The sequence below is a fragment of the Nocardia sp. CDC160 genome (assembly GCF_035818795.1).
GTDB lineage: Bacteria > Actinomycetota > Actinomycetes > Mycobacteriales > Mycobacteriaceae > Nocardia.
Genome location: NZ_JAYKYT010000007.1, coordinates 56,877 through 77,520, shown reverse-complemented (window position 1 = coordinate 77,520; position 20,644 = coordinate 56,877). Strand labels below are relative to the sequence as shown.

The 20,644-nt window shown below is 67.2% G+C and carries 21 protein-coding genes; 15 read left to right on the top strand and 6 right to left on the bottom strand.

The window, feature by feature from the left end:
• Positions 1-91 precede the first annotated feature (91 nt).
• The 7 genes from hppD to tuf all read left to right on the top strand — a co-directional run bounded on the left by hppD (position 92) and on the right by tuf (position 7,262).
• Complete coding sequence (hppD, locus tag VMT40_RS33145; RefSeq protein WP_326363308.1) at positions 92-1,336, top strand: 4-hydroxyphenylpyruvate dioxygenase; 1,245 nt, start codon at positions 92-94, stop codon at positions 1,334-1,336.
• An 85-nt stretch (positions 1,337-1,421) separates the two neighbouring features.
• Complete coding sequence (locus VMT40_RS33140) at positions 1,422-1,952, top strand: DUF3558 domain-containing protein (RefSeq protein ID WP_326363306.1); 531 nt, start codon at positions 1,422-1,424, stop codon at positions 1,950-1,952.
• Between the two features lie 17 nt (positions 1,953-1,969).
• A complete protein-coding gene (locus VMT40_RS33135) occupies positions 1,970-2,551 on the top strand; it encodes a DUF3558 domain-containing protein (RefSeq protein ID WP_326363305.1) in 582 nt (193 codons plus the stop codon).
• Between the two features lie 277 nt (positions 2,552-2,828).
• Positions 2,829-3,203 carry a 30S ribosomal protein S12 gene (gene rpsL / locus VMT40_RS33130; RefSeq protein ID WP_014353064.1) on the top strand — a complete coding sequence of 125 codons (375 nt, stop codon included), beginning with the start codon at positions 2,829-2,831 and terminating at the stop codon, positions 3,201-3,203.
• Complete coding sequence (gene rpsG, locus VMT40_RS33125; RefSeq protein WP_030517120.1) at positions 3,203-3,673, top strand: 30S ribosomal protein S7; 471 nt, start codon at positions 3,203-3,205, stop codon at positions 3,671-3,673. Before rpsL ends, rpsG begins: the two co-directional genes overlap by 1 nt.
• A 177-nt stretch (positions 3,674-3,850) precedes the next feature.
• Positions 3,851-5,956, top strand: a complete 2,106-nt coding sequence (gene fusA, locus VMT40_RS33120) for an elongation factor G (protein ID WP_326363303.1) — start codon at positions 3,851-3,853, stop codon at positions 5,954-5,956.
• Positions 5,957-6,071: 115 nt separating this feature from the next.
• Positions 6,072-7,262 (top strand): elongation factor Tu, encoded by a 1,191-nt coding sequence (tuf, locus tag VMT40_RS33115; protein WP_326306039.1) that lies wholly within the window; start codon positions 6,072-6,074, stop codon positions 7,260-7,262.
• Positions 7,263-7,271: 9 nt separating this feature from the next.
• Here the strand turns inward: tuf and VMT40_RS33110 are convergent, their stop codons facing one another.
• Both VMT40_RS33110 and VMT40_RS33105 read right to left on the bottom strand, forming a co-directional pair.
• The gene (locus tag VMT40_RS33110) at positions 7,272-7,526 is read right to left on the bottom strand and encodes a hypothetical protein (RefSeq protein ID WP_326363302.1); all 255 of its coding nucleotides are present in this window, start codon (positions 7,524-7,526) and stop codon (positions 7,272-7,274) included.
• 35 nt (positions 7,527-7,561) lie between these two features.
• The gene (locus VMT40_RS33105) at positions 7,562-8,356 is read right to left on the bottom strand and encodes a glutamate racemase (RefSeq protein WP_326363301.1); all 795 of its coding nucleotides are present in this window, start codon (positions 8,354-8,356) and stop codon (positions 7,562-7,564) included.
• Between the two features lie 134 nt (positions 8,357-8,490).
• Between VMT40_RS33105 and VMT40_RS33100 the strand changes: the two genes are divergently transcribed.
• A complete protein-coding gene (locus tag VMT40_RS33100; protein ID WP_326363300.1) occupies positions 8,491-8,856 on the top strand; it encodes a DUF1330 domain-containing protein in 366 nt (121 codons plus the stop codon).
• On the opposite strand, the gene VMT40_RS33095 is transcribed toward VMT40_RS33100, so the two are convergent.
• Positions 8,853-10,049, bottom strand: a complete 1,197-nt coding sequence (locus VMT40_RS33095; protein ID WP_326363298.1) for an NAD(P)/FAD-dependent oxidoreductase — start codon at positions 10,047-10,049, stop codon at positions 8,853-8,855. The genes VMT40_RS33100 and VMT40_RS33095 overlap by 4 nt on opposite strands.
• A gap of 157 nt (positions 10,050-10,206) precedes the next feature.
• On the opposite strand from VMT40_RS33095, the gene VMT40_RS33090 reads away from it, so the two are divergent.
• The 5 genes from VMT40_RS33090 (at position 10,207) to VMT40_RS33070 (ending at position 14,289) form a co-directional block, all read left to right on the top strand.
• On the top strand, positions 10,207-10,557 hold the full coding sequence (locus VMT40_RS33090; protein WP_326363297.1) for an SPW repeat protein: 351 nt from the start codon (positions 10,207-10,209) through the stop codon (positions 10,555-10,557).
• A 147-nt stretch (positions 10,558-10,704) separates the two neighbouring features.
• On the top strand, positions 10,705-11,319 hold the full coding sequence (locus tag VMT40_RS33085) for a TetR/AcrR family transcriptional regulator (protein WP_326363295.1): 615 nt from the start codon (positions 10,705-10,707) through the stop codon (positions 11,317-11,319).
• Between the two features lie 152 nt (positions 11,320-11,471).
• Positions 11,472-12,563, top strand: a complete 1,092-nt coding sequence (locus VMT40_RS33080; RefSeq protein ID WP_326363294.1) for a hypothetical protein — start codon at positions 11,472-11,474, stop codon at positions 12,561-12,563.
• Positions 12,564-12,622: 59 nt separating this feature from the next.
• Positions 12,623-13,381 (top strand): DNA alkylation repair protein, encoded by a 759-nt coding sequence (locus tag VMT40_RS33075; protein WP_326363292.1) that lies wholly within the window; start codon positions 12,623-12,625, stop codon positions 13,379-13,381.
• A 305-nt stretch (positions 13,382-13,686) separates the two neighbouring features.
• Complete coding sequence (locus VMT40_RS33070) at positions 13,687-14,289, top strand: transglycosylase SLT domain-containing protein (protein ID WP_326363290.1); 603 nt, start codon at positions 13,687-13,689, stop codon at positions 14,287-14,289.
• 106 nt (positions 14,290-14,395) lie between these two features.
• On the opposite strand, the gene VMT40_RS33065 is transcribed toward VMT40_RS33070, so the two are convergent.
• Positions 14,396-15,451 (bottom strand): ferredoxin--NADP reductase, encoded by a 1,056-nt coding sequence (locus tag VMT40_RS33065; protein WP_326363289.1) that lies wholly within the window; start codon positions 15,449-15,451, stop codon positions 14,396-14,398.
• 72 nt (positions 15,452-15,523) lie between these two features.
• Positions 15,524-16,144 carry a mycofactocin system transcriptional regulator MftR2 gene (gene mftR2, locus VMT40_RS33060; RefSeq protein WP_326363288.1) on the bottom strand — a complete coding sequence of 207 codons (621 nt, stop codon included), beginning with the start codon at positions 16,142-16,144 and terminating at the stop codon, positions 15,524-15,526.
• 218 nt (positions 16,145-16,362) lie between these two features.
• Here mftR2 and mftF point away from each other — a divergent pair, with 218 nt between their 5' ends.
• Positions 16,363-17,763: a mycofactocin biosynthesis glycosyltransferase MftF gene (gene mftF, locus VMT40_RS33055; RefSeq protein WP_326363287.1), complete on the top strand. Its 1,401-nt coding sequence runs from the start codon at positions 16,363-16,365 to the stop codon at positions 17,761-17,763.
• Here mftF and VMT40_RS33050 read toward each other — a convergent pair.
• The gene (locus tag VMT40_RS33050; protein WP_326363285.1) at positions 17,760-18,989 is read right to left on the bottom strand and encodes a cytochrome P450; all 1,230 of its coding nucleotides are present in this window, start codon (positions 18,987-18,989) and stop codon (positions 17,760-17,762) included. The two genes, mftF and VMT40_RS33050, sit on opposite strands and share 4 nt — an antisense overlap.
• 257 nt (positions 18,990-19,246) lie before the next feature.
• Between VMT40_RS33050 and VMT40_RS33045 the strand changes: the two genes are divergently transcribed.
• On the top strand, positions 19,247-20,599 hold the full coding sequence (locus VMT40_RS33045) for a GAF domain-containing protein (RefSeq protein ID WP_326363283.1): 1,353 nt from the start codon (positions 19,247-19,249) through the stop codon (positions 20,597-20,599).
• The last annotated feature ends 45 nt before the right edge of the window (positions 20,600-20,644 follow it).

Sequence of the window (20,644 nt, the reverse complement as noted above, 5' to 3'; positions counted from 1 at the left end):
ACCGGCGGGCAGATGGTGGTGCAATTCACCAGAGTGTTCAGTGGAATTCGGCGATATTGCCTAGTCCGGACCCCCGGGTTTTCCTGGGCACATGAGCATCGACGCAGGACACCATGGAATCGACGGCCGTGCCCGCAACTACACCGGACATGCCCCCGCCCGACCCGGCGACCTGCCCGGCGACGACGAATTACGCCGCCTCGTCGGCCTGGTGGACCACGATGCCGCCGCCGACCCGTTCCCCGTGCTGGGCTGGGACGCGGTGGTATGGGCGGTCGGCAATGCCACCCAGACCGCGCACTTCCTGCAGTCCGCCTTCGGCATGCGGTTGGAGGCCTACTCGGGCCCCGAGACCGGCAATCGTGACCACAAGGCGTTCGTATTGCGCAGCGGTGGCGCCCGATTCGTTGTCAAGGGTGCGGTGGATCCGGCCAGTCCGCTTGTGGCGCACCACGATCGGCACGGGGACGGGGTGGTGGACATCGCGCTCGAGGTCCCCGACGTGGACCGCTGCATCCGCCGCGCCCGCGCCGAGGGCGCGACCGTGCTCGTCGAACCCCACGACGCGAGCGACGAATACGGAACCGTCCGCACCGCCGCCATCGCCACCTACGGCGAGACCCGCCACACCCTCGTCGACCGCTCCCGCTACTACGGGCCCTATCTCCCCGGATACATTCCGCGCCAGTCCGACTACGCCCCGCGCCCCGGACAGCCCAAGCGCATCTTCCAGGCCATCGACCACGTGGTCGGCAATGTGGAACTCGGGCGGATGGACGAATGGGTCGAGTTCTACCGCCGCGTCATGGGATTCCAGAACATGGCCGAATTCGTCGGCGACGATATCGCCACCGAATACTCGGCGCTCATGAGCAAGGTGGTCGCCAATGGCAACCACCGGGTGAAGTTCCCGCTCAACGAACCCGCGCCCAGCCGCAAGCGCTCCCAGATCGACGAGTACCTCGAGTTCTATCAGGGCCCGGGCGTCCAGCACATCGCGCTGGCCACCGGCGACATCCTCACCGCCGTCGACGTCCTGCGCCGCGAGGGCATCGAATTCCTCGACACCCCCGACAGCTATTACGAGGACCCCGAACTGCGCGCCCGCATCGGCCACGTCCGCGTGCCGATCGCCGAGCTGCAGCGCCGCGGCATCCTGGTCGACCGCGACGAGGACGGCTACCTCCTGCAGATCTTCTGCAAACCCATCACCGACCGACCCACCGTCTTCTTCGAACTCATCGAACGCCACGGCTCCCTCGGTTTCGGCAAGGGCAACTTCAAGGCGCTGTTCCAGGCCATCGAACGCGAACAGGAAGCACGCGGAAACCTCTGAACACGGAAACCCCTGAAGGACAAAGCAACACGGCCGCAAACCCTCACGTCCAGCCGGATTCGGCAAAACCAGTAGAGTTCAGGCCATGCGAATGGCATCGGCGATCGTCGCGGGGTTGAGCCTCGCACTGCTGCTGTCGGCCTGTGGGGGGAAGAGCGATTCGAACGATCAGCCGGGGTTCCGGCCACCGCAGAAGGTGGCGACCCTCGGCCCGTTCGTCGGCGAATGCGGCCACCTCACCGACGACGAGGTGCGCGACCTGGGTGGGCTCGGCACCCTCACCACCGTGTTCAAGAACTCCACCGGCTGCAATTGGCAGGCCGGTGGCATCAGCTCCTCGAGCGTCACCTTCGCCTCCTATCGCGGCAGCCCCATCGACCGCGAGAAGGCGTGGGTGGCCAGCGTCGGGCGCACCCCCGACACCATCGAGGTCGGCGGCAAGCAGGGCTTCCAGGCCCTGGACCCCAGCAATGCCGTCTGCGACCTCGCGGTGCAACTCGACGACGACTTCTTCGAATGGTCCATCTCCTACGGCGTCTTCGGCGGCGGCAATCTCGGCAACCCCTGCGACCGCACCCGCAAGATGGCCGAACTGACCGTGCAGCGGCTCGGATGAAAGGCACCGCGGATCGGATGAGAAGGACAGCAATGGCCCGCCGCTCCCGCACCGCGATCGTCCTCGCGACGCTCGCCCTGACCGCCACCCTCGCGGGCTGCGGCAAGACCGTGCCCGGCACCGCGCTGCCCGCGGGCGGCACCACCGGCACCGGCGGCGGCACCTCCCGCATCAATACCAATTTCGACAAGTTGCTGCGCGAATGCACGGTGGTTGCTCAGGACGACATCGGCAAATCGGTGGGCGAGAACATGTATGTGGAACCGTCCTTCAATGGCGCGGTCTGCATGTGGAATCTGACCGGCGGCAGCGCGGGCAGCGGCATGGTCACCCTGAGCTGGTACGAACTCGGCTCGCTCAACAACGAGAAGCAGAACAACGACCGGCTCAAATATGTGAGCAACGACATAAATGTCCAGGGCCGCCGCTCGCTGGAAACCCGGCGTCCCAATGATGCGGACTCGTGCGGGGTGAGCGCGCCCGCGGCCGACACCGGCGTGGTGGGCTGGTGGGTCAACTACCGCAGCGGGTCCACCCACCCCGACCCCTGCGATGGTGCGCGCAAGCTGGTGGAGTTGACGTTGAACCTTGCTCGATAAGCCCTCTACCAGCCCCGCTCGAGGGACCCCTTTTTGCCCCCGTCAAAGCCTGCGGGTATCGTGGACCGCTGTGCCCGGAAGCATTCGGGCAAGTTGATGCGCAGTACGTAGGCCAGCGAGAGCGGCTGACCGTTTCAGCGTGCCTTGAAAAAGGCTCTGAGCTGCGTACGACACGCCCGACCCCGTGGCGACGAAATGCCGCGGGAACAGGGCGGAAAGCTCGAATGACAAAGACATGAAGTTCCAGACACCTGGTTACTAAAAGGAAAGCCGGTCTATGCCAACCATCAACCAGCTGGTCCGCAAGGGTCGCCGCGACAAGGTCGCCAAGACCAAGACTGCGGCCCTGAAGGGGAGCCCGCAGCGTCGTGGCGTGTGCACCCGCGTGTACACCACGACCCCGAAGAAGCCGAACTCCGCGCTGCGTAAGGTCGCGCGTGTTCGCCTGACCAGCGCGGTCGAGGTCACGGCTTACATCCCCGGTGAGGGCCACAACCTGCAGGAGCACTCGATGGTGCTCGTCCGCGGCGGTCGTGTGAAGGACCTCCCGGGTGTGCGCTACAAGATCATCCGCGGCTCGCTCGACACCCAGGGTGTCAAGAACCGCAAGCAGGCCCGCAGCCGCTACGGCGCCAAGAAGGAGAAGAGCTAATGCCGCGTAAGGGCCCCGCTCCCAAGCGTCCCCTGATCAACGACCCGGTCTACGGCTCCCCGCTGGTGACCCAGCTGGTCAACAAGATTCTGCTGGACGGCAAGAAGTCCACCGCCGAGCGCATCGTCTACGGTGCCCTCGAGCAGGCTCGCGAGAAGACCGGCACCGATCCGGTCGTGACCCTCAAGCGCGCGCTGGACAACGTCAAGCCCGCCCTCGAGGTCAAGCCCCGCCGCGTCGGTGGCGCCACCTACCAGGTGCCGGTCGAGGTTCGCCCCGGTCGCGCCAACACCCTGGCGCTGCGCTGGCTGGTCAACTACTCCCGCGCTCGTCGTGAGAAGACCATGATCGAGCGTCTGGCCAACGAGCTGCTGGACGCCAGCAACGGCCTGGGCGCTTCGGTGAAGCGTCGTGAGGACACCCACAAGATGGCCGAGTCGAACCGGGCCTTCGCGCACTACCGCTGGTGACCTGTGGCCCGGCCCTCCGTTCGGAGTAGCCGGGAGACGAGTCACATGTCGGGCGCGACAGCCGAGCTGTCGCAAGCGAGGCACTTCCGCGTCGCGCCCGACGTTGACACCGAGGGCCTCACAAACCCGAGGCCTATCCCGTTGAATCCCAACTAGCTACGAGCGGGGAAGATTTCCGTGGCACAGGACGTGCTCACCGACCTGAACAAGGTCCGCAACATCGGCATCATGGCCCACATCGATGCCGGTAAGACGACGACTACCGAACGCATCCTCTTCTACACCGGTATCACGTACAAGATCGGTGAGGTGCACGACGGCGCCGCCACCATGGACTGGATGGCGCAGGAGCAGGAACGCGGCATCACCATCACGTCGGCCGCGACGACCTGTTTCTGGAAAGACAACCAGATCAACATCATCGACACCCCCGGCCACGTCGACTTCACCGTCGAGGTGGAGCGGTCGCTGCGCGTGCTCGATGGCGCCGTCGCCGTCTTCGACGGCAAGGAGGGCGTCGAGCCGCAGTCCGAGCAGGTGTGGCGTCAGGCCGACAAGTACGACGTGCCGCGCATCTGCTTCGTCAACAAGATGGACAAGCTGGGCGCCGACTTCTACTTCACCGTCCAGACCATCATCGACCGCCTGGGCGCGAAGCCGCTGGTCATCCAGCTGCCGATCGGCGCCGAGGACCAGTTCGAGGGCATCGTCGACCTGGTCGAGATGAACGCCAAGGTCTGGAAGGGCGAGACCAAGCTCGGCGAGCAGTACGAGGTCACCGAGATCCCGGCCGACCTCAAGGAGCGCGCCGAGGAGTACCGCCAGCAGCTGCTGGAGACGGTCGCCGAGTCCGATGAGGCCCTGCTGGAGAAGTTCTTCGGCGGCGAGGAGCTCACGGTCGAGGAGATCAAGGGCGCGATTCGCAAGATGACCGTCAACTCCGAGCTGTACCCGGTGCTGTGTGGCTCCGCGTTCAAGAACAAGGGCGTGCAGCCCATGCTCGACGCGGTCATCGACTACCTGCCGACCCCGCTGGACGACGGCGGCGCCGACGGCCACGTGCCCGGCAAGGAGGACGAGATCGTCCACCGCGACGCCTCGATCAACGAGCCGTTCGCCGCGCTGGCGTTCAAGGTCGCGACCCACCCGTTCTTCGGCAAGCTGACCTACGTCCGCGTGTACTCGGGCAAGGTCGACTCCGGCGCCCAGGTCATCAACTCGACCAAGGGCAAGAAGGAGCGTCTGGGCAAGCTGTTCCAGATGCACTCCAACAAGGAGAACCCGGTCACCGAGGCCCAGGCCGGCCACATCTACGCGGTCATCGGTCTGAAGGACACCACCACCGGTGACACCCTGTGCGATCCGCAGAACCAGATCGTGCTGGAGTCCATGACCTTCCCGGATCCGGTCATCGAGGTGGCCATCGAGCCGAAGACCAAGGCCGACCAGGAGAAGCTGGGCACCGCCATCCAGAAGTTCGCGGAGGAGGACCCCACCTTCAACGTGAAGCTGGATCAGGAGACCGGCCAGACCGTCATCGGCGGCATGGGCGAGCTCCAGCTCGACATCTACGTCGACCGCATGAAGCGCGAGTTCAAGGTCGAGGCCAATATCGGTAAGCCGCAGGTGGCCTACCGTGAGACCATCACCAAGCCGGTCGACAAGTACGAGTACACCCACAAGAAGCAGACCGGTGGTTCGGGCCAGTTCGCCCGCGTCATCATCGGTCTCGCTCCGCTGGTGGACGCCGAGGACGGCGCGACGTACGAGTTCGAGAACAAGGTCACCGGTGGCCGCGTTCCGCGCGAGTACATCCCGTCGGTCGATGCCGGTATCCAGGACGCCATGCAGTACGGCGTGCTCGCTGGCTTCCCGCTGGTGAACGTGAAGGCTTCGCTGCTCGACGGCGCCTACCACGAGGTCGACTCCTCGGAAATGGCGTTCAAGATCGCGGGTGCGATGGCCCTCAAGGAAGCGGCTCGCAAGGCCGGTCCGGTGATCCTCGAGCCGCTCATGGCGGTCGAGGTCATCACGCCCGAGGACTACATGGGCGAAGTGATCGGCGACCTGAACTCCCGCCGTGGCCAGATCCAGGCCATGGAGGAACGCAGTGGTGCCCGTGTCGTCAAGGCGCTGGTTCCGCTCTCGGAGATGTTCGGCTACATCGGTGACCTGCGGTCGAAGACCCAGGGCCGGGCCAACTTCTCCATGGTGTTCAATTCGTACGCGGAGGTTCCGGCCAACGTGTCGAAGGAGATCATCGCCAAGGCGACCGGCGAGTAATTCGCTGTCGGGGCGAATTTGCGAGAATTCGCCCCGAATGGTCGTCGATCGACCCCCAGTAATACAAACCGCACTGCTGCAAAAAGCACGCACTAACTAGTCCAGGAGGACAACAGTGGCGAAGGCGAAGTTCGAGCGGACGAAGCCCCACGTCAACATCGGCACCATTGGTCACGTCGACCACGGCAAGACCACGCTGACCGCGGCGATCACCAAGGTGCTGGCTGACAAGTACCCGGACCTGAACGCGGCCTTCGCGTTCGACCAGATCGACAAGGCGCCGGAGGAGAAGGCTCGTGGTATCACGATCAACATCTCCCACGTCGAGTACCAGACCGAGAAGCGCCACTACGCGCACGTCGACGCCCCGGGTCACGCGGACTACATCAAGAACATGATCACCGGTGCCGCCCAGATGGACGGCGCGATCCTGGTCGTGGCCGCCACCGACGGCCCGATGCCGCAGACCCGTGAGCACGTGCTGCTCGCCCGCCAGGTCGGCGTGCCCTACATCCTTGTCGCGCTGAACAAGTCCGACATGGTCGACGACGAGGAAATCCTCGAGCTCGTCGAGATGGAGGTCCGCGAGCTGCTGGCTTCGCAGGAGTTCGACGAGGACGCCCCGGTTGTCCGCGTCTCCGGCCTGAAGGCCCTCGAGGGCGACCCGAAGTGGACCGAGTCGGTTCTCGAGCTGATGAACGCCGTCGACGAGTCGATCCCGGACCCGGTCCGTGAGACCGACAAGCCGTTCCTGATGCCGATCGAGGACGTCTTCACGATCACCGGTCGTGGCACCGTCGTCACCGGTCGTATCGAGCGTGGTCAGATCAACGTGAACGAGGAAGTCGAGATCGTCGGCATCCGCGAGAAGACCACCAAGACCACCATCACCGGCATCGAGATGTTCCGCAAGCTGCTCGACTTCGGTCAGGCGGGCGACAACGTCGGTCTGCTGGTCCGTGGTATCAAGCGCGAGGACGTGGAGCGCGGCCAGGTCGTCATCAAGCCGGGCACCACCACCCCGCACACCGAGTTCGAGGGCCAGGCGTACATCCTGTCGAAGGACGAGGGCGGCCGCCACACCCCGTTCTTCAACAACTACCGCCCGCAGTTCTACTTCCGTACCACCGACGTGACCGGCGTCGTGACCCTCCCCGAGGGCACCGAGATGGTCATGCCGGGCGACAACACCGAGATGAGCGTCAAGCTCATCCAGCCGGTCGCCATGGACGAGGGCCTGCGTTTCGCGATCCGTGAGGGTGGCCGCACCGTCGGTGCCGGTCGCGTCACCAAGATCGTCAAGTAATTCCCTGAATTACTGAGAGGGCCGTTCCCCTTCGGGGGAGCGGCCTTTTCGCTTTTCCGCGTCGTTCACCCAGTCGGTGACCGCGGTGCCGGTGACCATGCCGTCGGTGCCGGGCAGCACCGTGGGCGGGCGATCGTCGCGGTAGCTCTCGGCCATTCGGTGGGCCTGTTCGCGGTGCTCGGCGGTGACCTCCGGCTCCGGGGTGACGTGTCGTTCGTCCTGCCGTGCCGATTCCCGGTGTGTCCGTTCTTCTTCCGTGCTCATGACGCAGACGTGCCCGGGCTGGCGCCGGGCAAACGTCAGCGCTGCGGTGCGGTGGCGACCGGGCCGGTCGCCGGGAGCGCGCCGAGGAGCCGACCGGAGTCGAAAGCGGCTGCCGCACTGGGGAGTTGGGCCGGGCGGCCGGAGGCGAGGACGCGCACGGTGCCGCGGCCCGCGGTGGGCCGGCCCAGGGCGTCCATGCGGCGCAGGGTCTGTCCGGCGACGGCCTCGGCGCTGTCGAAGACGCGTACGCCCGGGGGCAGGGCGGCCAGGATGTCGTCGAGGACGAGGGGGTAGTGGGTGCAGCCCAGCACGATGCCCTCGGTGTCGGCGGGGGTGCGGGCCGCGGCGTCGGCGATGGCCTCGGCGATGACGGGCAGATCGCCGCGGTCGATGGCGTCGGCCAGCCCGTGGCAGGCGACGCCGGTGATGTCCGCGTCGCCGCCGAAGCGGGCGATGAGGTCGGCCTGGTAGGCGCTGGCGGTGGTGGCCGCGGTGGCCCACACCGCAACCTTGGAGCAAGCGGCCGCGGCGGGCTTGATGGCGGGCACGGTGCCGATCACCGGCACGCCGTCGCCGACCATGGCACGGACCTGCTCGAGGGCGGTCACGCTGGCCGTATTGCAGGGCAGCACAATGACTTCCGCGCCTTCGGCGAGGGCGAGGCGGGCGGTGTCCAGCACCCGGTCGACGACCCACTGCTCCGGCTTGGGTCCCCACGGCGCGCCGTCGGGGTCATTGAGCAGCAGCAGATCGAGATCGGGCCGCAGCGTCCGCAACCAGGCGGCCGTGGGCAGCAGCCCCAGTCCGGAGTCGATGAGCGCGACGATCACACCTTGCACGGTAGTGAAAGCCCCCGACCGATCGCGAACCGCGGGTCGAAAAGTCCGGTGTGGGCCCGGATTACCTCGGCGGGATTACCTCGGAGGTAATTGGCCCGGGCGGCCGCGCGACCTAGCGTCGGCTCATGTCCGCTTACGGTTTCGCCCATCTTCGCGCCCGCCGCCCGCATCCGGAGATCCTGGAGTATCTCGAGCGCATTCAGGACACCCTGGATCCGTTCTCGGGCCGCTTCGTCATCCACGGCACGCCCGTCGAGGTGGTCGAGGGGGAGTGGCCGGGCAGCATGGTGCTCATCGAGTTTCCCGATGTCGAACGGGCCCGCGCCTGGTATCGCTCGCCGGAGTATCAGGCGATTCTGCGGCTGCGGGCCGATCACATCGACGGTGATCTGCTGCTGATCGAGGGTGTCGGTCCCGACTACGACCCGCGCGAGCGGGCCGCCAAGTTGCGGGCAGAGGCCGGTTATGACGCCGAGTCCGGGGCCGCCTAGCCGACCGGAGTCTGGATTCGCAGGTTCGCGGCGAGTTCGGCGCGGGCCTTCATGACCTTGCCGACCATGCTCGCGCCGACCACCGCCACCAGTTCACCCGCGCGCAGATAGTGGGCCAGGAACTTGCGCCCCTTGTCCTCGACGATCCGGATCTCGTCGGCGAGAGCCGGGATGCCGAGGACCTGAATCTTCATGTCGTACTGGTCGCTCCACACATACGGCACCTGGACCTCGACGGTCGGCTCGGTGCCGAGCAGCGCGGCGGCCAGCGTCTGGGCCTGCTCTCCGGCATTGGTCCAGTGTTCGACGCGCCGGTTGCGACCCACGGCGTGCGGCCAGGCGGCCACATCGCCGACGGCCCAGACCCCGGGCACGGAAGTACGGCCGTGCTCGTCGGTGAGAACGCCGCCGCCGTCGGCCGGGGTGGCCAGCGGTATGCCGGAACCTTCCAGCCACTCGGTGACCGGCGACGACCCGATGCCGATGACCACCAGGTCGGCATCGAGCACGCCGCCGTCCGCCAGCCGCACGCCACGGACCGAATCACCCTCGGCGACAAGCGATTCCACGCCCACCCCGCACCGCACCGTGACCCCTTCGGCCTCGTGCAGCCGGGTCACCAGCGCGCCGACCTGCGCGCCCAGCGCGGCATGGAGGGGAGTGGGCTGGGGTTCCACGATGGTCACGTCGAGGTCGCGGGAGCGGAAGCTTGCCGCGAGTTCGCAACCGATGAAGCCCGCGCCCACGATGACCGCCTTGCGCGCGCTCCCGAGGTGCTCGCGCAGTCCGGCGGCGTCGGCGTGCGAGCGCAGTACGTGCACTCCGGTGAGCTCGGGCAGATTCGGAATACGCCGCGGCCGCAGCCCGGTGGCGATCACCAGCGCGTCGTAGGCGACCTCGTCGCCGTCGGCCAGTCGCACCCGTCGCGCGGTGGTGTCGACGCCGGTGGCGGCCACGCCCAGCCGCAGCCGAATCCGCTGTTCGGCAAAGAATTCGGCGGGCCGCAGCGCGGTGTCGTCGGTCTCGCCGCGCACGTATTGCTTGGACAGCGGCGGCCGGTCGTAGGGTGCCCGGTTCTCCTCGCCCAGCAGCGTGATCTCGCCGGTGTAACCCCCACGTCGCAGTTCCTCGGCGGTGCGCAGTCCCGCGAGCCCCGCGCCAACAATTAGAACGTGTTCTACCGAGTCTGGCATGGGCCAACCATATCGGTTCCCGAGGTCGCGCACTGCTGTGTCGCCCGTCACACCCGAACTGCGGCCGAAGCGTATCCGAGCATTGATTGATCGGCCGGTCAATCAGGAATACAACGAAAGCAGAACATATTCCCTCGCCTTTCAAAGGAGGCATTCCATGTTCACCGTGAGTCGCGCGGAGCAGGCCGTAACGGTCGTGCTCGGCGCAGTCGCCGCGCTGTCCCCGATCTGGGTGGCGCACAGCAGCCGCGCTCTGTGGACCCTCGTGGTGCTCGGCGTGCTGATCGCACTCGCGGGCCTGTCTCAGCTTGCCGACCGGGCCAGTGGCTGGACCGGCCGCGCGCTCGGCGTGCTGGGCGTCCTGATGTTCATCTCCCCGTGGGTGATGAACTTCCACTCCTACAGCAACGCCTCCTGGGTTGCGTGGATCGTGGGTGCGTTGACGGTGGTGGTCGCCCTGGCCGAGATGCCCGAGGTTTCGGGCCGCTTCGGCGCGGCGGCGCACTGACCGGCACCGGGCACGCCGATCTCGGGCCCCCGTGACTACGGGAGAGCGACCCGGGGTCGGCGTGTCCGCGCGTTATGCTTGTCGTCTACGTCCGCCCGACCGGTCGCGGAAGCCTCCGCTGGTACGGCGTGAGGAGGAAGTCGAGCAGTGCCCACATCACGGCGTCGCCGGAGCAAGAAGGTCGACGGGGATGCTCGCCAGCTCATCCTGGATGCCGCCGAAAGCCTTTTCGCGGCCAATGGATTCGATGCGACCGCCACCGCGTCCATCGCGGAGGCGGCGGGTGTGCCCAAGGGCCTGGTCTTCTATTACTTCCCCACCAAGGACGCGATTCTGTCGGCCCTGATGGCCGAGCGCGTCCCGTCCCAGCCGCTCGACGACATCGAATCGGTGGTCGTCCCTGGCGATCCGGCCAAGAGTCTGGTGAACATGGATGCCGCGCTGAATTTGCGCGAGAACAATTCCTCGGTGCTGCGGGTGATCATGTGGCGTGAGGCGGACACCCATCCGGATGTGCGGAAACAATTGCGTCGCATGCGTGATCAGCTGTTGGAGGCCACCGCGCGGGTGCTGGCCGCGAGCACGCCGACGCCGGTGCAGCCGGGCACCCTGCGGGCGTGCGCGGCGGCGTGGGTGTCGGCCATGCTGGCGATCGCGAGCACGGATCGGCTGCACGCCCTGGACGGCGTGCCGTTGCCCACGGGTGACGAGATCATGAATGTGGCCCAGGTGGTCGCGGCGGGCATGAGCCATATGGGTTGAGCCGCTGGGACATCGGCGGCGCCGAGTAATTGCCGAGCCGGTGTCAATCCCCCAATACCCTTGGTCGTGAGCTGCTTTCGTGACGGGTATTCACACACCTTCGCTACGGCCCGAGTCGCACCGGCTCGGGTACGCCGGTAAGAATGTCGGCCATGGATGCCGATTTCACTGCCGGTCCGGGAGATTCGCGCCCCGCGCGTCAGCCGGGTTACCGCCTCACCCACCCGGACACCGCGTCGCCGGGCACCTCGCCGAACCCGGTGCTCACCGGCATCGATACCGGCGGTCACGGTGGCCTGGGCCGCAATGGTCACGACGCCCAGGCCGTGCAGTGGTCCAGTGCGCCCGTAACCCTGCGCAGCGCACCGGATTCGGACGGCCTGCCGCGTCGGCTGGCCCCGGATCTGCCGCAGCGCACCGCCGAGCCCGAGGCGGTGGCCGCCCGGCTGGCGGCCGAGGGTGAGCCGCTCGGCGCGGACGCCTTCGCGGCGCGCCCGGCCACCAATGGCTCGCTGTACAACCGAACCAGTTACGACACCGGATCGCTGACCCGCCCCGAGACGAACGGTGAATCGTTCACCGCCGCCCCGGCAACGGGCACCGAGGGGCTGGGCGTGCGCCCCGCCACCAATGGCTCACCGTTCGCCGCGTCGTCGGGCACCGATGTCGAGGGCCTGGATGTTCGCCCCGCGACCAATGGCTCGCCGTTCGCCGACCGCGCGGACGCGCGTTCGGACGTGTTCGGCGCGAGCCCGGCCGTCGATATCGAGCCCCCCGTCGCGCGTCGTTACGCGCCGGACCCCGAGCCGCCCGCCCGGCTCGAGGCCCCCACCCGCCTGGAGAGCCTGGAGGCCGTCGCCGCCTCGCTGCGCGAGACCGCCCAGGACGCGTCCCGCGAGTCCGCGCCCCCGGCGAAGGCCCCGTCGCGCCGTCGCGCCGCACCGGAACCCGTTGTGGAGCAGCCGGTTTCGGCCCAGCCCGCGGCCAAGGCCGCCGCCGAGTTCCGAACCAGCGACGCCACCATCGACCTGCACCACATCATGCGCCTGCTGACGGCCAGCCACGATCTGGACGAGGCCGCCAAGGCCGCTGAGGCCGGAGAGATCTCGGTGGCGGATTTGGCGAAGGTCGCCCAACGCACCCGCGCGGCCGCCGTCGAATTGGTGGCGGCCTGGTACGGCGGAGCCGACCACATGCGCAAATTCGGCGAGGTGCTGTTACAGGCCGCGGCTGAAACCGCTTGAGGCAGATCTAGGATTCGATCGAGAAAGGATTTCTCCGGCCCACCCACGCAGGAGGCGCGATGAGCGGAACCGGCGTCAGTGCCGAGGCACTCACGGCGGCGGCGGTGCAGGCGGAATTGGCGGCGCTCGCCGATCCGGCCGATGCCGTGCAGCTGCGGCGGTTTTTCAAGACGGGGCCGGGGGAGTACGGGGAGGGTGATGTTTTTATCGGCGTCCGGGTTCCGCAGACCCGGAAGGCCGTGAAAGCGTTTGTCGGGATGCCGCTTTCGGAGATCGATGTATTGCTCGACAGCGCGGTGCACGAGCATCGGCTGGCCGGGTTGGTGATTCTGAATGGGGAGATGGCGAAGGCGTCGCGCAAACGCGGGGGAGACGAGGCGCGGCAGCGGGAAATCGTCGATCTGTATCTGGCCGCGGTGCGGCGGGGGCGGGTGAACAACTGGGATCTGGTCGACGCCTCGGCGGAGTTCGTGCTCGGCCCGTGGTTGTCGCAGCGCCCGCGGGATCTGCTCTACGAATTCGCGGCCTCGGATTCGCTGTGGGAGCGGCGGGTGGCCCTGCTCACCACTTTCGCCTTCATCAAGCAGGGCGATACCTCGACCACCCTCGAGTTGTGCGAACAACTGCTCGACGATCGCCGCGATCTGATTCAGAAGGCGGTCGGCTGGATGCTGCGGGAGATCGGAAAACGCGTCGATCCGGCGATTCTCACCGGATTTCTGGACGCGCACGCGGCCGCCATGGGCCGGACCGCGCTGAGTTACGCGACCGAGCATCTGACGCCTGAGCAGCGGATTCATTACCGCGCGCAGCGATGAGCGCGACGCTGCCCAATTGCTGTGACACACGGCTCTCGCCGCTAACACTGACTGTTCACCCTGTGTTCAGTTTACGTTAACCTAGCGCAATCATTCTGTGATCAGTCGGCGACGGCCGATACCAGCTCGAAACGAGTTGGCACCCCTCGTGCGGAGACCGCCGCCTTTTGGCGAGAGCACGAACGAACGGTGATAGCTGGGAGATTCCCGAGTCCCGTTCTCCCACATGCACATCACTACCCATGGAGTGCGTCGGCGGGTTCCTTCGGGATACCCGTCGTGGTCAGCGCTGCCCCCGTATCGCCATGCCTTTGAAAAATCTGATCGCCCAGCCCGCCCGGATCTCCCGTTCCACGAAGGCCGCCGCGGCCGTCGCGTTCGCCGTCACCGCCGTGGTCGCCGCCACCGGCACCGCGTCCGCCGATGTCATCAATGGTGTCCCGCCGGAATTCCAGGGCACCGCCCAGCAGCTCCAGCAGCAGGCCGTGCAGGTCGACAATGGCCTGCCCGCGCCGCAGCAGGACCAGCTCCGCCAGTTCGTGCAGGGCCTGCCCGCGCCCTTCAATCAGCTGCTGCCCCCGGTGTTCACCAATGATCTCGACGGCTGGATCAAGAACGCGCTGTATGTCATGGGCCAGCACGGCATTCCGGGTAGTTACGACGGCATCTTCCGCAATATCCAGCGCGAGTCCGGCGGCAATCCGCAGGCCATCAATCTCTACGATTCGAATGCCGCGGCCGGTATCCCGTCCAAGGGTCTGCTGCAGGTGATCGACCCGACCTTCCAGGCGTACCACGTCGACGGAACGTCCTGGGATATCTACGATCCGGTCGCGAATATCGCGGCGGCCTGCAACTACGCGGCCCACCGCTACGGCTCGATCGACAACGTCTTCGGAGCCTACTGAGCCTTCGGAGCCTACTGAGTCTTCGGGCCTATCAACTCGAAGGGCCACAAAGAAATCGGCCGCCACATCCGAGATGTGGCGGCCGACTTTCGTTTTCGGGGAACCGTCAGAACTGGATCTTCAGGTGATCGGTCACCGGCCGGGCCTGGCAGCCCAGGATGTACCCATTGGCGATGTCCTCGGGATCGAGGATTTCCGCGTTCTCCATTTCCACCGCGCCCTCGAGCACGGTGCAGGCGCAGGAGCCGCATTCGCCCTCGAGGCAGGAGTAGGGCACGTCGATGCCCTTGGACAGCATGATGTCGACCAGCGTCTGGCTGCGCGGCCAGGTCAATTCGTGGGTCTCGCCGTCCAATTCGACCTCGACGCTGGCGGCGTCGGCGGCCTCCTCGTCGGTGATCTCGGTCGGGGCGACCTCGGCGAAGGGGTCGCCCGAGAGCGAATTGAAGACCTCGGCGTGGGTCCGGTTGCGCGGCATGCCGAGTTGGCCGAGGGCGTCGTGCACGCGGTCCATGAACGGCTTGGGGCCGCACATGAAGGCCTCGTAGGAGGCGTAGGGCGCGACCAGGGTGGCCAGCGCGTCGGCGGTGGGCAGGCCCTGCAGGTGCTCGAGCCAGTGCACGACGATCAGTCGCTGCGGGTGCTTGTCGGCGAGTTCGCGCAGTTCACGGGCGAAGATGACCGAGTCGTGGTCGCGGTTGGCGTACACCACCACGATGCGGCCGTTGCCGCGCGCGAGCGCCGACTTGAGGATGGACATCACCGGGGTGATGCCGCTGCCCGCCGCGAACAGCAGCAGATCCTCGTCCAGGTTCTTGGGTGTGAAGACGCCCGAGGGCGGCAGCACCTCGAGGGTGTCGCCCGCTTTCACGTTGTCGCACACCCAGTTCGAGGCGTAGCCGTCGACGGTGCGCTTGACGGTCACCTTCGGCTTGTCGTCGGTGTGGGGTGAGCTGGCCAGCGAGTAGCAGCGGGCCACGGACCCGGTCAGGTCGCTGGGGATGCGCAGGGTCAGGAACTGGCCCGGCGCGTAGGTGAAGCGCTCGCGCAGGTCCTCGGGCACGTCGAATACCAGCGAGCAGGAGTCGGCCGTCTCGTTGATGACCGCGGAGACCCGCAGCACGGCCGATCGCGAGCTGTGCGGTACGTCGACGGTGGTCATAGTGTCCTCTCGAACCCGGCGGTGATGGTCAGCCGGTGCAGTCTACCGAAACTAGAACGTGTTCTAGTTTCACTATACGTGGCTGTCTCGCTGCCGGACAAGCTGAGCCTCGAGGCCCGCGACGAGGACGTCCATCGAGAAGTCGTAGGAGTACTTCCCGCGCAGATCGGCCAGGTGTTTGGTGGCGCGTTCCACCGCCTCGGGCAGCACGCGATCCACGAGGGCATTGCGGTCGCGCGGGTTCACCTTGGAACGACCGAACAGATAGGTGTGGATGGTGGCGTAGGCGGAGAGCACATTGCGCTCGTCGAATCCGGCGTCGAAGAGGATTTCCATGACGGCGGCGATGAGGTCCAGCTGTTTGCCGAGCATCTGCTCGATCAGTACGTCGCCGAGACCCGGGTGTTTGCGCAATTTTTCGTCGATCTGGTCGATCAGATCGCGCAACCGCATTTGCCACGTACCGAATTCGGGTGGCGGCTTGCGCACTCCGGTGAGCGCGGCGGTGGCGACCAGATCGAGTAGCTCGCGCTTGTCGGCGACGTAGTAATAGGGGGCCATCGGTGAAACTCCGAGTTCGCGGGAGAGTCGTCGCATGGACAGCTTCTCCACGCCGTCCTGCCGAACCACCCGCAGGGCGGCTTCGACGATCTCGGATTCCGAGAGGGTGTTGCCGCCCCCGCTTGTCTGCATGCGCCCGACTCCCATACCGCCTCGACCACTATGGGGACGCAATACCGTCCCCGACCTGTTCACCCGCCAATTTTCCTCCCGCAGTGTAGAGGGCGAGCCGAGTAGGTGGTCGAGCTACGGCGTTACACGAACCCGTTCACCGGGAAACGGCGGGCAAATTACACACCGCCAGCGCGCCAATCATCATTGCTAACGGTGTGCTGACTTAGCATTCGGGAATGCGCCATGATCGCCTTCCCGATGGTTTCGGGGTGCGAATCGATCCCAAGGTGCGCACTTATTCCGGTGGACGGCTCCTGGTCGGCGGCACGCCGACGAGGTTGCTGCGGCTCGCGCCGGAAGCTGCGGCCTTGATCGGTGACGGCTACCTCGAGGTGACCGACCCCGCGTCGGCTCGGGTTGCCAGACGTCTTCTGGACTCCGGGGTCGCGAATCCGCGACCGCGGCTGCTGCCGTCGCTGGAGGACGTCACCGTGATCGTTCCGGTGCACAACAACGCGCCCGAACTCTCGCGGCTGCTGTCGGCGCTGCGCGGGCACACGGTGATCGTGGTGGACGACGGCTCGGATCGGCCGGTGCGGATTCCGCCCGACCGCAGCAACCGCTGCCGCGTGACGGTGCTGCGCCGGGACACCCCGCAGGGGGCGGCCGCGGCGCGGAATATCGGATTGCGGGCGGCGGCAACCGAATTCGTGGCCTTCCTGGATCCGGACGTGGTGCCCCGCACCGGCTGGCTGGAGGTCATGCTGGGCCATTTCAGCGATCCGAAGGTGGCGCTGGTGGCCCCGCGCATTCTGGCCATGGATCCCGATTCCACCGTGCTGGCCCGCTACGAGCACACCCGCGGCTCGGTGCATCGGGGCCGCCGCGAGTCGGCGGTGCACGCGCACGGCCCGGTGCCTTACGTGCCGAGTTCGGCGGTGCTGGTGCGTCGCCTGGCGCTGCTGGCCGAGGGCGGTTTCGACGAGTCCATGGCCGCGGGCGGCGATGTGGATCTGTGCTGGCGGCTGGATCGGGCGGGCTGGCGGCTGCGCTACGAACCGGCCGCGCGGGTGGCGCACAGCAATCCGGTGTCGCTGCGAAAGTGGTTCGCCCACAAGGTCACCCACGGGACCGGGGTGGCGCCGCTGGCCCAGCGGCATCCGGGTCTGGCCGCCCCGCTGTCGCTGCCGATCTGGACCGCGGTGTCGGCGCTGCTGCTGGGCACGCTGTCGCGCTGGGGCGTGTTCGGCGGCGTGCTGACCCTGGCCGCCACGCTGATTCGACTACGCCGGGTCTTCGCCGGACTCGATAATCCGACGCGGGTGGCCGCCATCTACATGACGCGCGGATTCACCGGCGGCGTCTGGCGCCTCGCCTCGGCGATGTGCCGTCACTATTGGCCGGTCACGCTCCTGGGCATGCTGTGTTCGCGACGGGTTCGCCATCTCGCCATCACCCTGGCCATGGCCGAGGGCCTGGCCGACTGGTTCACCCATCGTGAGCCCGGCAGCCTGGATCCGCTCCGCTATGTCGCGTGCCGTCGCCTCGACGATGTCGCCTACGGCGCGGGCCTGTGGTGGGGTGCGGCGAAGGTGCGCAGCGCGGCGGCGTTGAAACCGACTCTGCCGCCGAACTAGTCGGCTGTGCGGGTCAGCCGGACCGGCATGTGGCGGACGCCGGTGTGCTTGTTGCTGCGGGTGTACTCGACGGGTCCGGTGAGTTCGACGGTGTCGACGCGATCGAGCAGGGTGTCGAAGATGACCCGCATTTCCATGCGCGCCAGAGTGGAGCCGAGGCAGAAGTGCCCGCCGCGTCCGAACGCGAGATGCGGGTTGGGACGGCGGGTGATGTCGAATCGGAATGGGTCGGCGAAGACGCTCGCGTCGCGATTGGCGGAGGTCCACCACAGGGTCACCTTGTCCCCGGCCCGAATTCGCCGGTCGCGCAGCACGGTGTCGCGGGTGGCGGTGCGGCGGTTGTAGGAGGTGGAGGAGGCCCAGCGCAGCATTTCCTCGACGGCTCCGTCCAGTTGGGACCGGTCCCGCCGCAGCGCGGGCCAGATCTCGGGCCGTTCGATGAGCGCCAGCATCCCGACCGCGATGGAATTGCGCGTGGTCTCGCTGCCCGCGGCGATGAGCAGGCTGAACAGCATGGCCTTCTCCATGGCGGACAGTGGCTGCCCGGCGATGGTGGCGTGCGCCGCGAGCGACATCAGATCCTCGGCGGGGTCGGCGGTCTTGGCCTCGAACAGCCGCGCGCCGTAGGCCCGGGTCTCGGCGACGGCCCGCTGGGTACGCGCGGTGGCCTCGCCCAGGTCCCGATCGTCGTAGTCCAGCGCCACATTCGCCCAGCCGAAGAGCCGATGCCGATCCTCCTGGGGCACGCCGAGCAGCTGCGCGACCGCCTGTAGCGGCAGTTCCGCGGCGAGGTCGAGCAGAAAGTCGCAGTCTCCCTTGTCCACTGCCGAGTCGACGATGGTCGCGGCGCGCGCTCGCAGGTCGTCCTCGATGAGCCGCAGGGTGCGCGGCGCGAGGCTGGGCATGAGCAGTCGGCGCACCTCGGCGTGGCGGGGGTCGTCCATCATATTGAGCAGCACTCCGACCGCCCAGTCCACGGGCAGATCCTCGATGAGGGTCCCGCCGCCCGGGCGCTGCCCGCCGCGTTCGGAGGAGTAGGTCGCCGAATCCCCGGCCACGGCAACGATGTCCGCGTATCGGCTGATCACCCAGAAGCCCTCCCCGTCCGGGGTGTGCGCGGTGGGCGGGTGCCACCACACCGGTGCGCGCTCGCGGAGCTCATCGAAGACCGCGTGCGGGAATCCGTGCGCGAAGCGGTCGAGGTCGGTCAGATCGATGTCCTCCACGGACTCACCCTGGCACAGTGGAGGGTGTCGCGCCGGTGGATTTGGTGAACTGTGTAAGCGAAATCCTGGTCACCGCAAGGGATTCGGCCTCGCCGCCCGAACGCCGCGGCGCGACTGAACTGTATATGTTTAACAAAATGCTGCGCAGCTCACATTTTGCAGTGTGACTGTCGGCATGTGACCTGCCGGACAAACGTCCGGCTTCTGCCTTCAGGTCTCAGGTGCGCCGGTACTCTTTGGGGCGGAAAGAAAGGCAAATGGTCAGCAATCTCGCAGGTGGAGGGCAGCCCCACCACGGCGTCGAACCGGGCAGTCAACTCGGGGCGCTCGAAACATATGCCGCCCAGGCGCACGGATACCTCAGTGTGGGCGGCGATCAGCTGGGGCAGTTGCCGGGTCTACTGCGGCCGATGGTGCTCGAATCCTGGCTGCGCAGTGTGCGCGGCGGCGTGGATCCCATGGACGACGGTGACGGTCGGGGACTGCGCGGCGCGGATTTGGAGCGCTATCGCGACGCGCACGCCATTGCCGCGGTCATGCCGTTGGTGGACAAGCTATTACTGCGCGATGCGACCAGTACCGGACTGATCGTGGTGGTGGCCGACCAGTTCGGCCGCGTGCTCTCGGTGCACGGCAATGCCGATCGCGTGCAGGCGGCCGCGGAGGCGGGCCTGCGCGAGGGCAATGATCTGAGCGAGCGCCGGGTCGGCACCAATGCCATCGGCCTGGTGGTGCGCACCGGCCGCGCGGCCTGGATCCACGGGCCCGAGCATTTCCTGCACCGTATGCACCAGATCACGGGAGCCGCTGCGCCGGTGCACGATCCGGACGGCCGCCTGGTGGGCGTGCTCATGATCGCCGGTGGGGTGCGGGTGGCGCGCCCGGAGATCCTGGCGCTGGTCAAGGCCGCCGCGACGGCCGCGGAGATGGATCTGCTGCTGGCCGCGGTGCGTTCGGGTCAGGACCGCCGCGGGCGGACCGACGCGCCCGCCCCGGAACGGTTGGGCCTCGAGGTGCTCGGGCTCGGGCAGCCGCAGTTGACGGTGGCGGGGGAGCGGGTTCCCTTGTCGCAGCGGCACGCCGAGATCCTGCTGCTGCTGGCCGAGCACACCGAGGGCCTGTCGGCCGATCACCTGGCGCTGCTGCTCGACGACGCCGATCTGGACAATGCCACCATTCGCGCTGCCATGTCGCGGCTGCGGTCGGTGGTCGGGTCGAATGTGTTCGGTTCGCGCCCCTACCGTTTGCGCGTTCCGATCGCGACCGATGTGGAAGCACTGCGCGCCGCACTGGATTCCGGGGATGTGGATACCGCCGTGCGGTTGTACGCGGGCCCGGTGCTGCCGCGCTCGACCGCGCCGGGAGTTATAGACATTCGCGATGAATTGCGAGTTCGCCTGCGCACCGCGGTATTACGTTCCGGTGACGCATCGGTCCTGAGTCGGTGGACTGCCGGTGCCGAGGGGCGCGACGATGCGGCCGCGTGGGCGGCCTACCGCGCCACCGTTGATCGGGAGTCTCCGCTGTACGCGCAGATCGAGGCCAAGATCCGCGTGCTCGATCGGCGCATGGGCGCCGATGCAACGCAGTTGCAACGTTTCGACTCATAGTCTCCACATCCGAAAGTGCGGTCGGTCACACCGCCGCCTCGCCAT

Bases quoted from the DNA above. Each gene is read 5' to 3' on its own strand.
- VMT40_RS33065 (WP_326363289.1), bottom strand. From the start codon at position 15,451: ATGACCACCGTCGACGTACCGCACAGCTCGCGATCGGCCGTGCTGCGG.
- VMT40_RS33070 (WP_326363290.1), top strand. From the start codon at position 13,687: ATGCCTTTGAAAAATCTGATCGCCCAGCCCGCCCGGATCTCCCGTTCC.
- VMT40_RS33045 (WP_326363283.1), top strand. From the start codon at position 19,247: ATGGTCAGCAATCTCGCAGGTGGAGGGCAGCCCCACCACGGCGTCGAA.
- VMT40_RS33135 (WP_326363305.1), top strand. From the start codon at position 1,970: ATGAGAAGGACAGCAATGGCCCGCCGCTCCCGCACCGCGATCGTCCTC.
- mftF (WP_326363287.1), top strand. From the start codon at position 16,363: ATGCGCCATGATCGCCTTCCCGATGGTTTCGGGGTGCGAATCGATCCC.
- rpsG (WP_030517120.1), top strand. From the start codon at position 3,203: ATGCCGCGTAAGGGCCCCGCTCCCAAGCGTCCCCTGATCAACGACCCG.
- VMT40_RS33090 (WP_326363297.1), top strand. From the start codon at position 10,207: ATGTTCACCGTGAGTCGCGCGGAGCAGGCCGTAACGGTCGTGCTCGGC.
- VMT40_RS33075 (WP_326363292.1), top strand. From the start codon at position 12,623: ATGAGCGGAACCGGCGTCAGTGCCGAGGCACTCACGGCGGCGGCGGTG.
- VMT40_RS33140 (WP_326363306.1), top strand. From the start codon at position 1,422: ATGCGAATGGCATCGGCGATCGTCGCGGGGTTGAGCCTCGCACTGCTG.
- VMT40_RS33095 (WP_326363298.1), bottom strand. From the start codon at position 10,049: ATGCCAGACTCGGTAGAACACGTTCTAATTGTTGGCGCGGGGCTCGCG.
- VMT40_RS33110 (WP_326363302.1), bottom strand. From the start codon at position 7,526: ATGAGCACGGAAGAAGAACGGACACACCGGGAATCGGCACGGCAGGAC.
- hppD (WP_326363308.1), top strand. From the start codon at position 92: ATGAGCATCGACGCAGGACACCATGGAATCGACGGCCGTGCCCGCAAC.
- VMT40_RS33100 (WP_326363300.1), top strand. From the start codon at position 8,491: ATGTCCGCTTACGGTTTCGCCCATCTTCGCGCCCGCCGCCCGCATCCG.
- mftR2 (WP_326363288.1), bottom strand. From the start codon at position 16,144: ATGCAGACAAGCGGGGGCGGCAACACCCTCTCGGAATCCGAGATCGTC.
- VMT40_RS33080 (WP_326363294.1), top strand. From the start codon at position 11,472: ATGGATGCCGATTTCACTGCCGGTCCGGGAGATTCGCGCCCCGCGCGT.
- rpsL (WP_014353064.1), top strand. From the start codon at position 2,829: ATGCCAACCATCAACCAGCTGGTCCGCAAGGGTCGCCGCGACAAGGTC.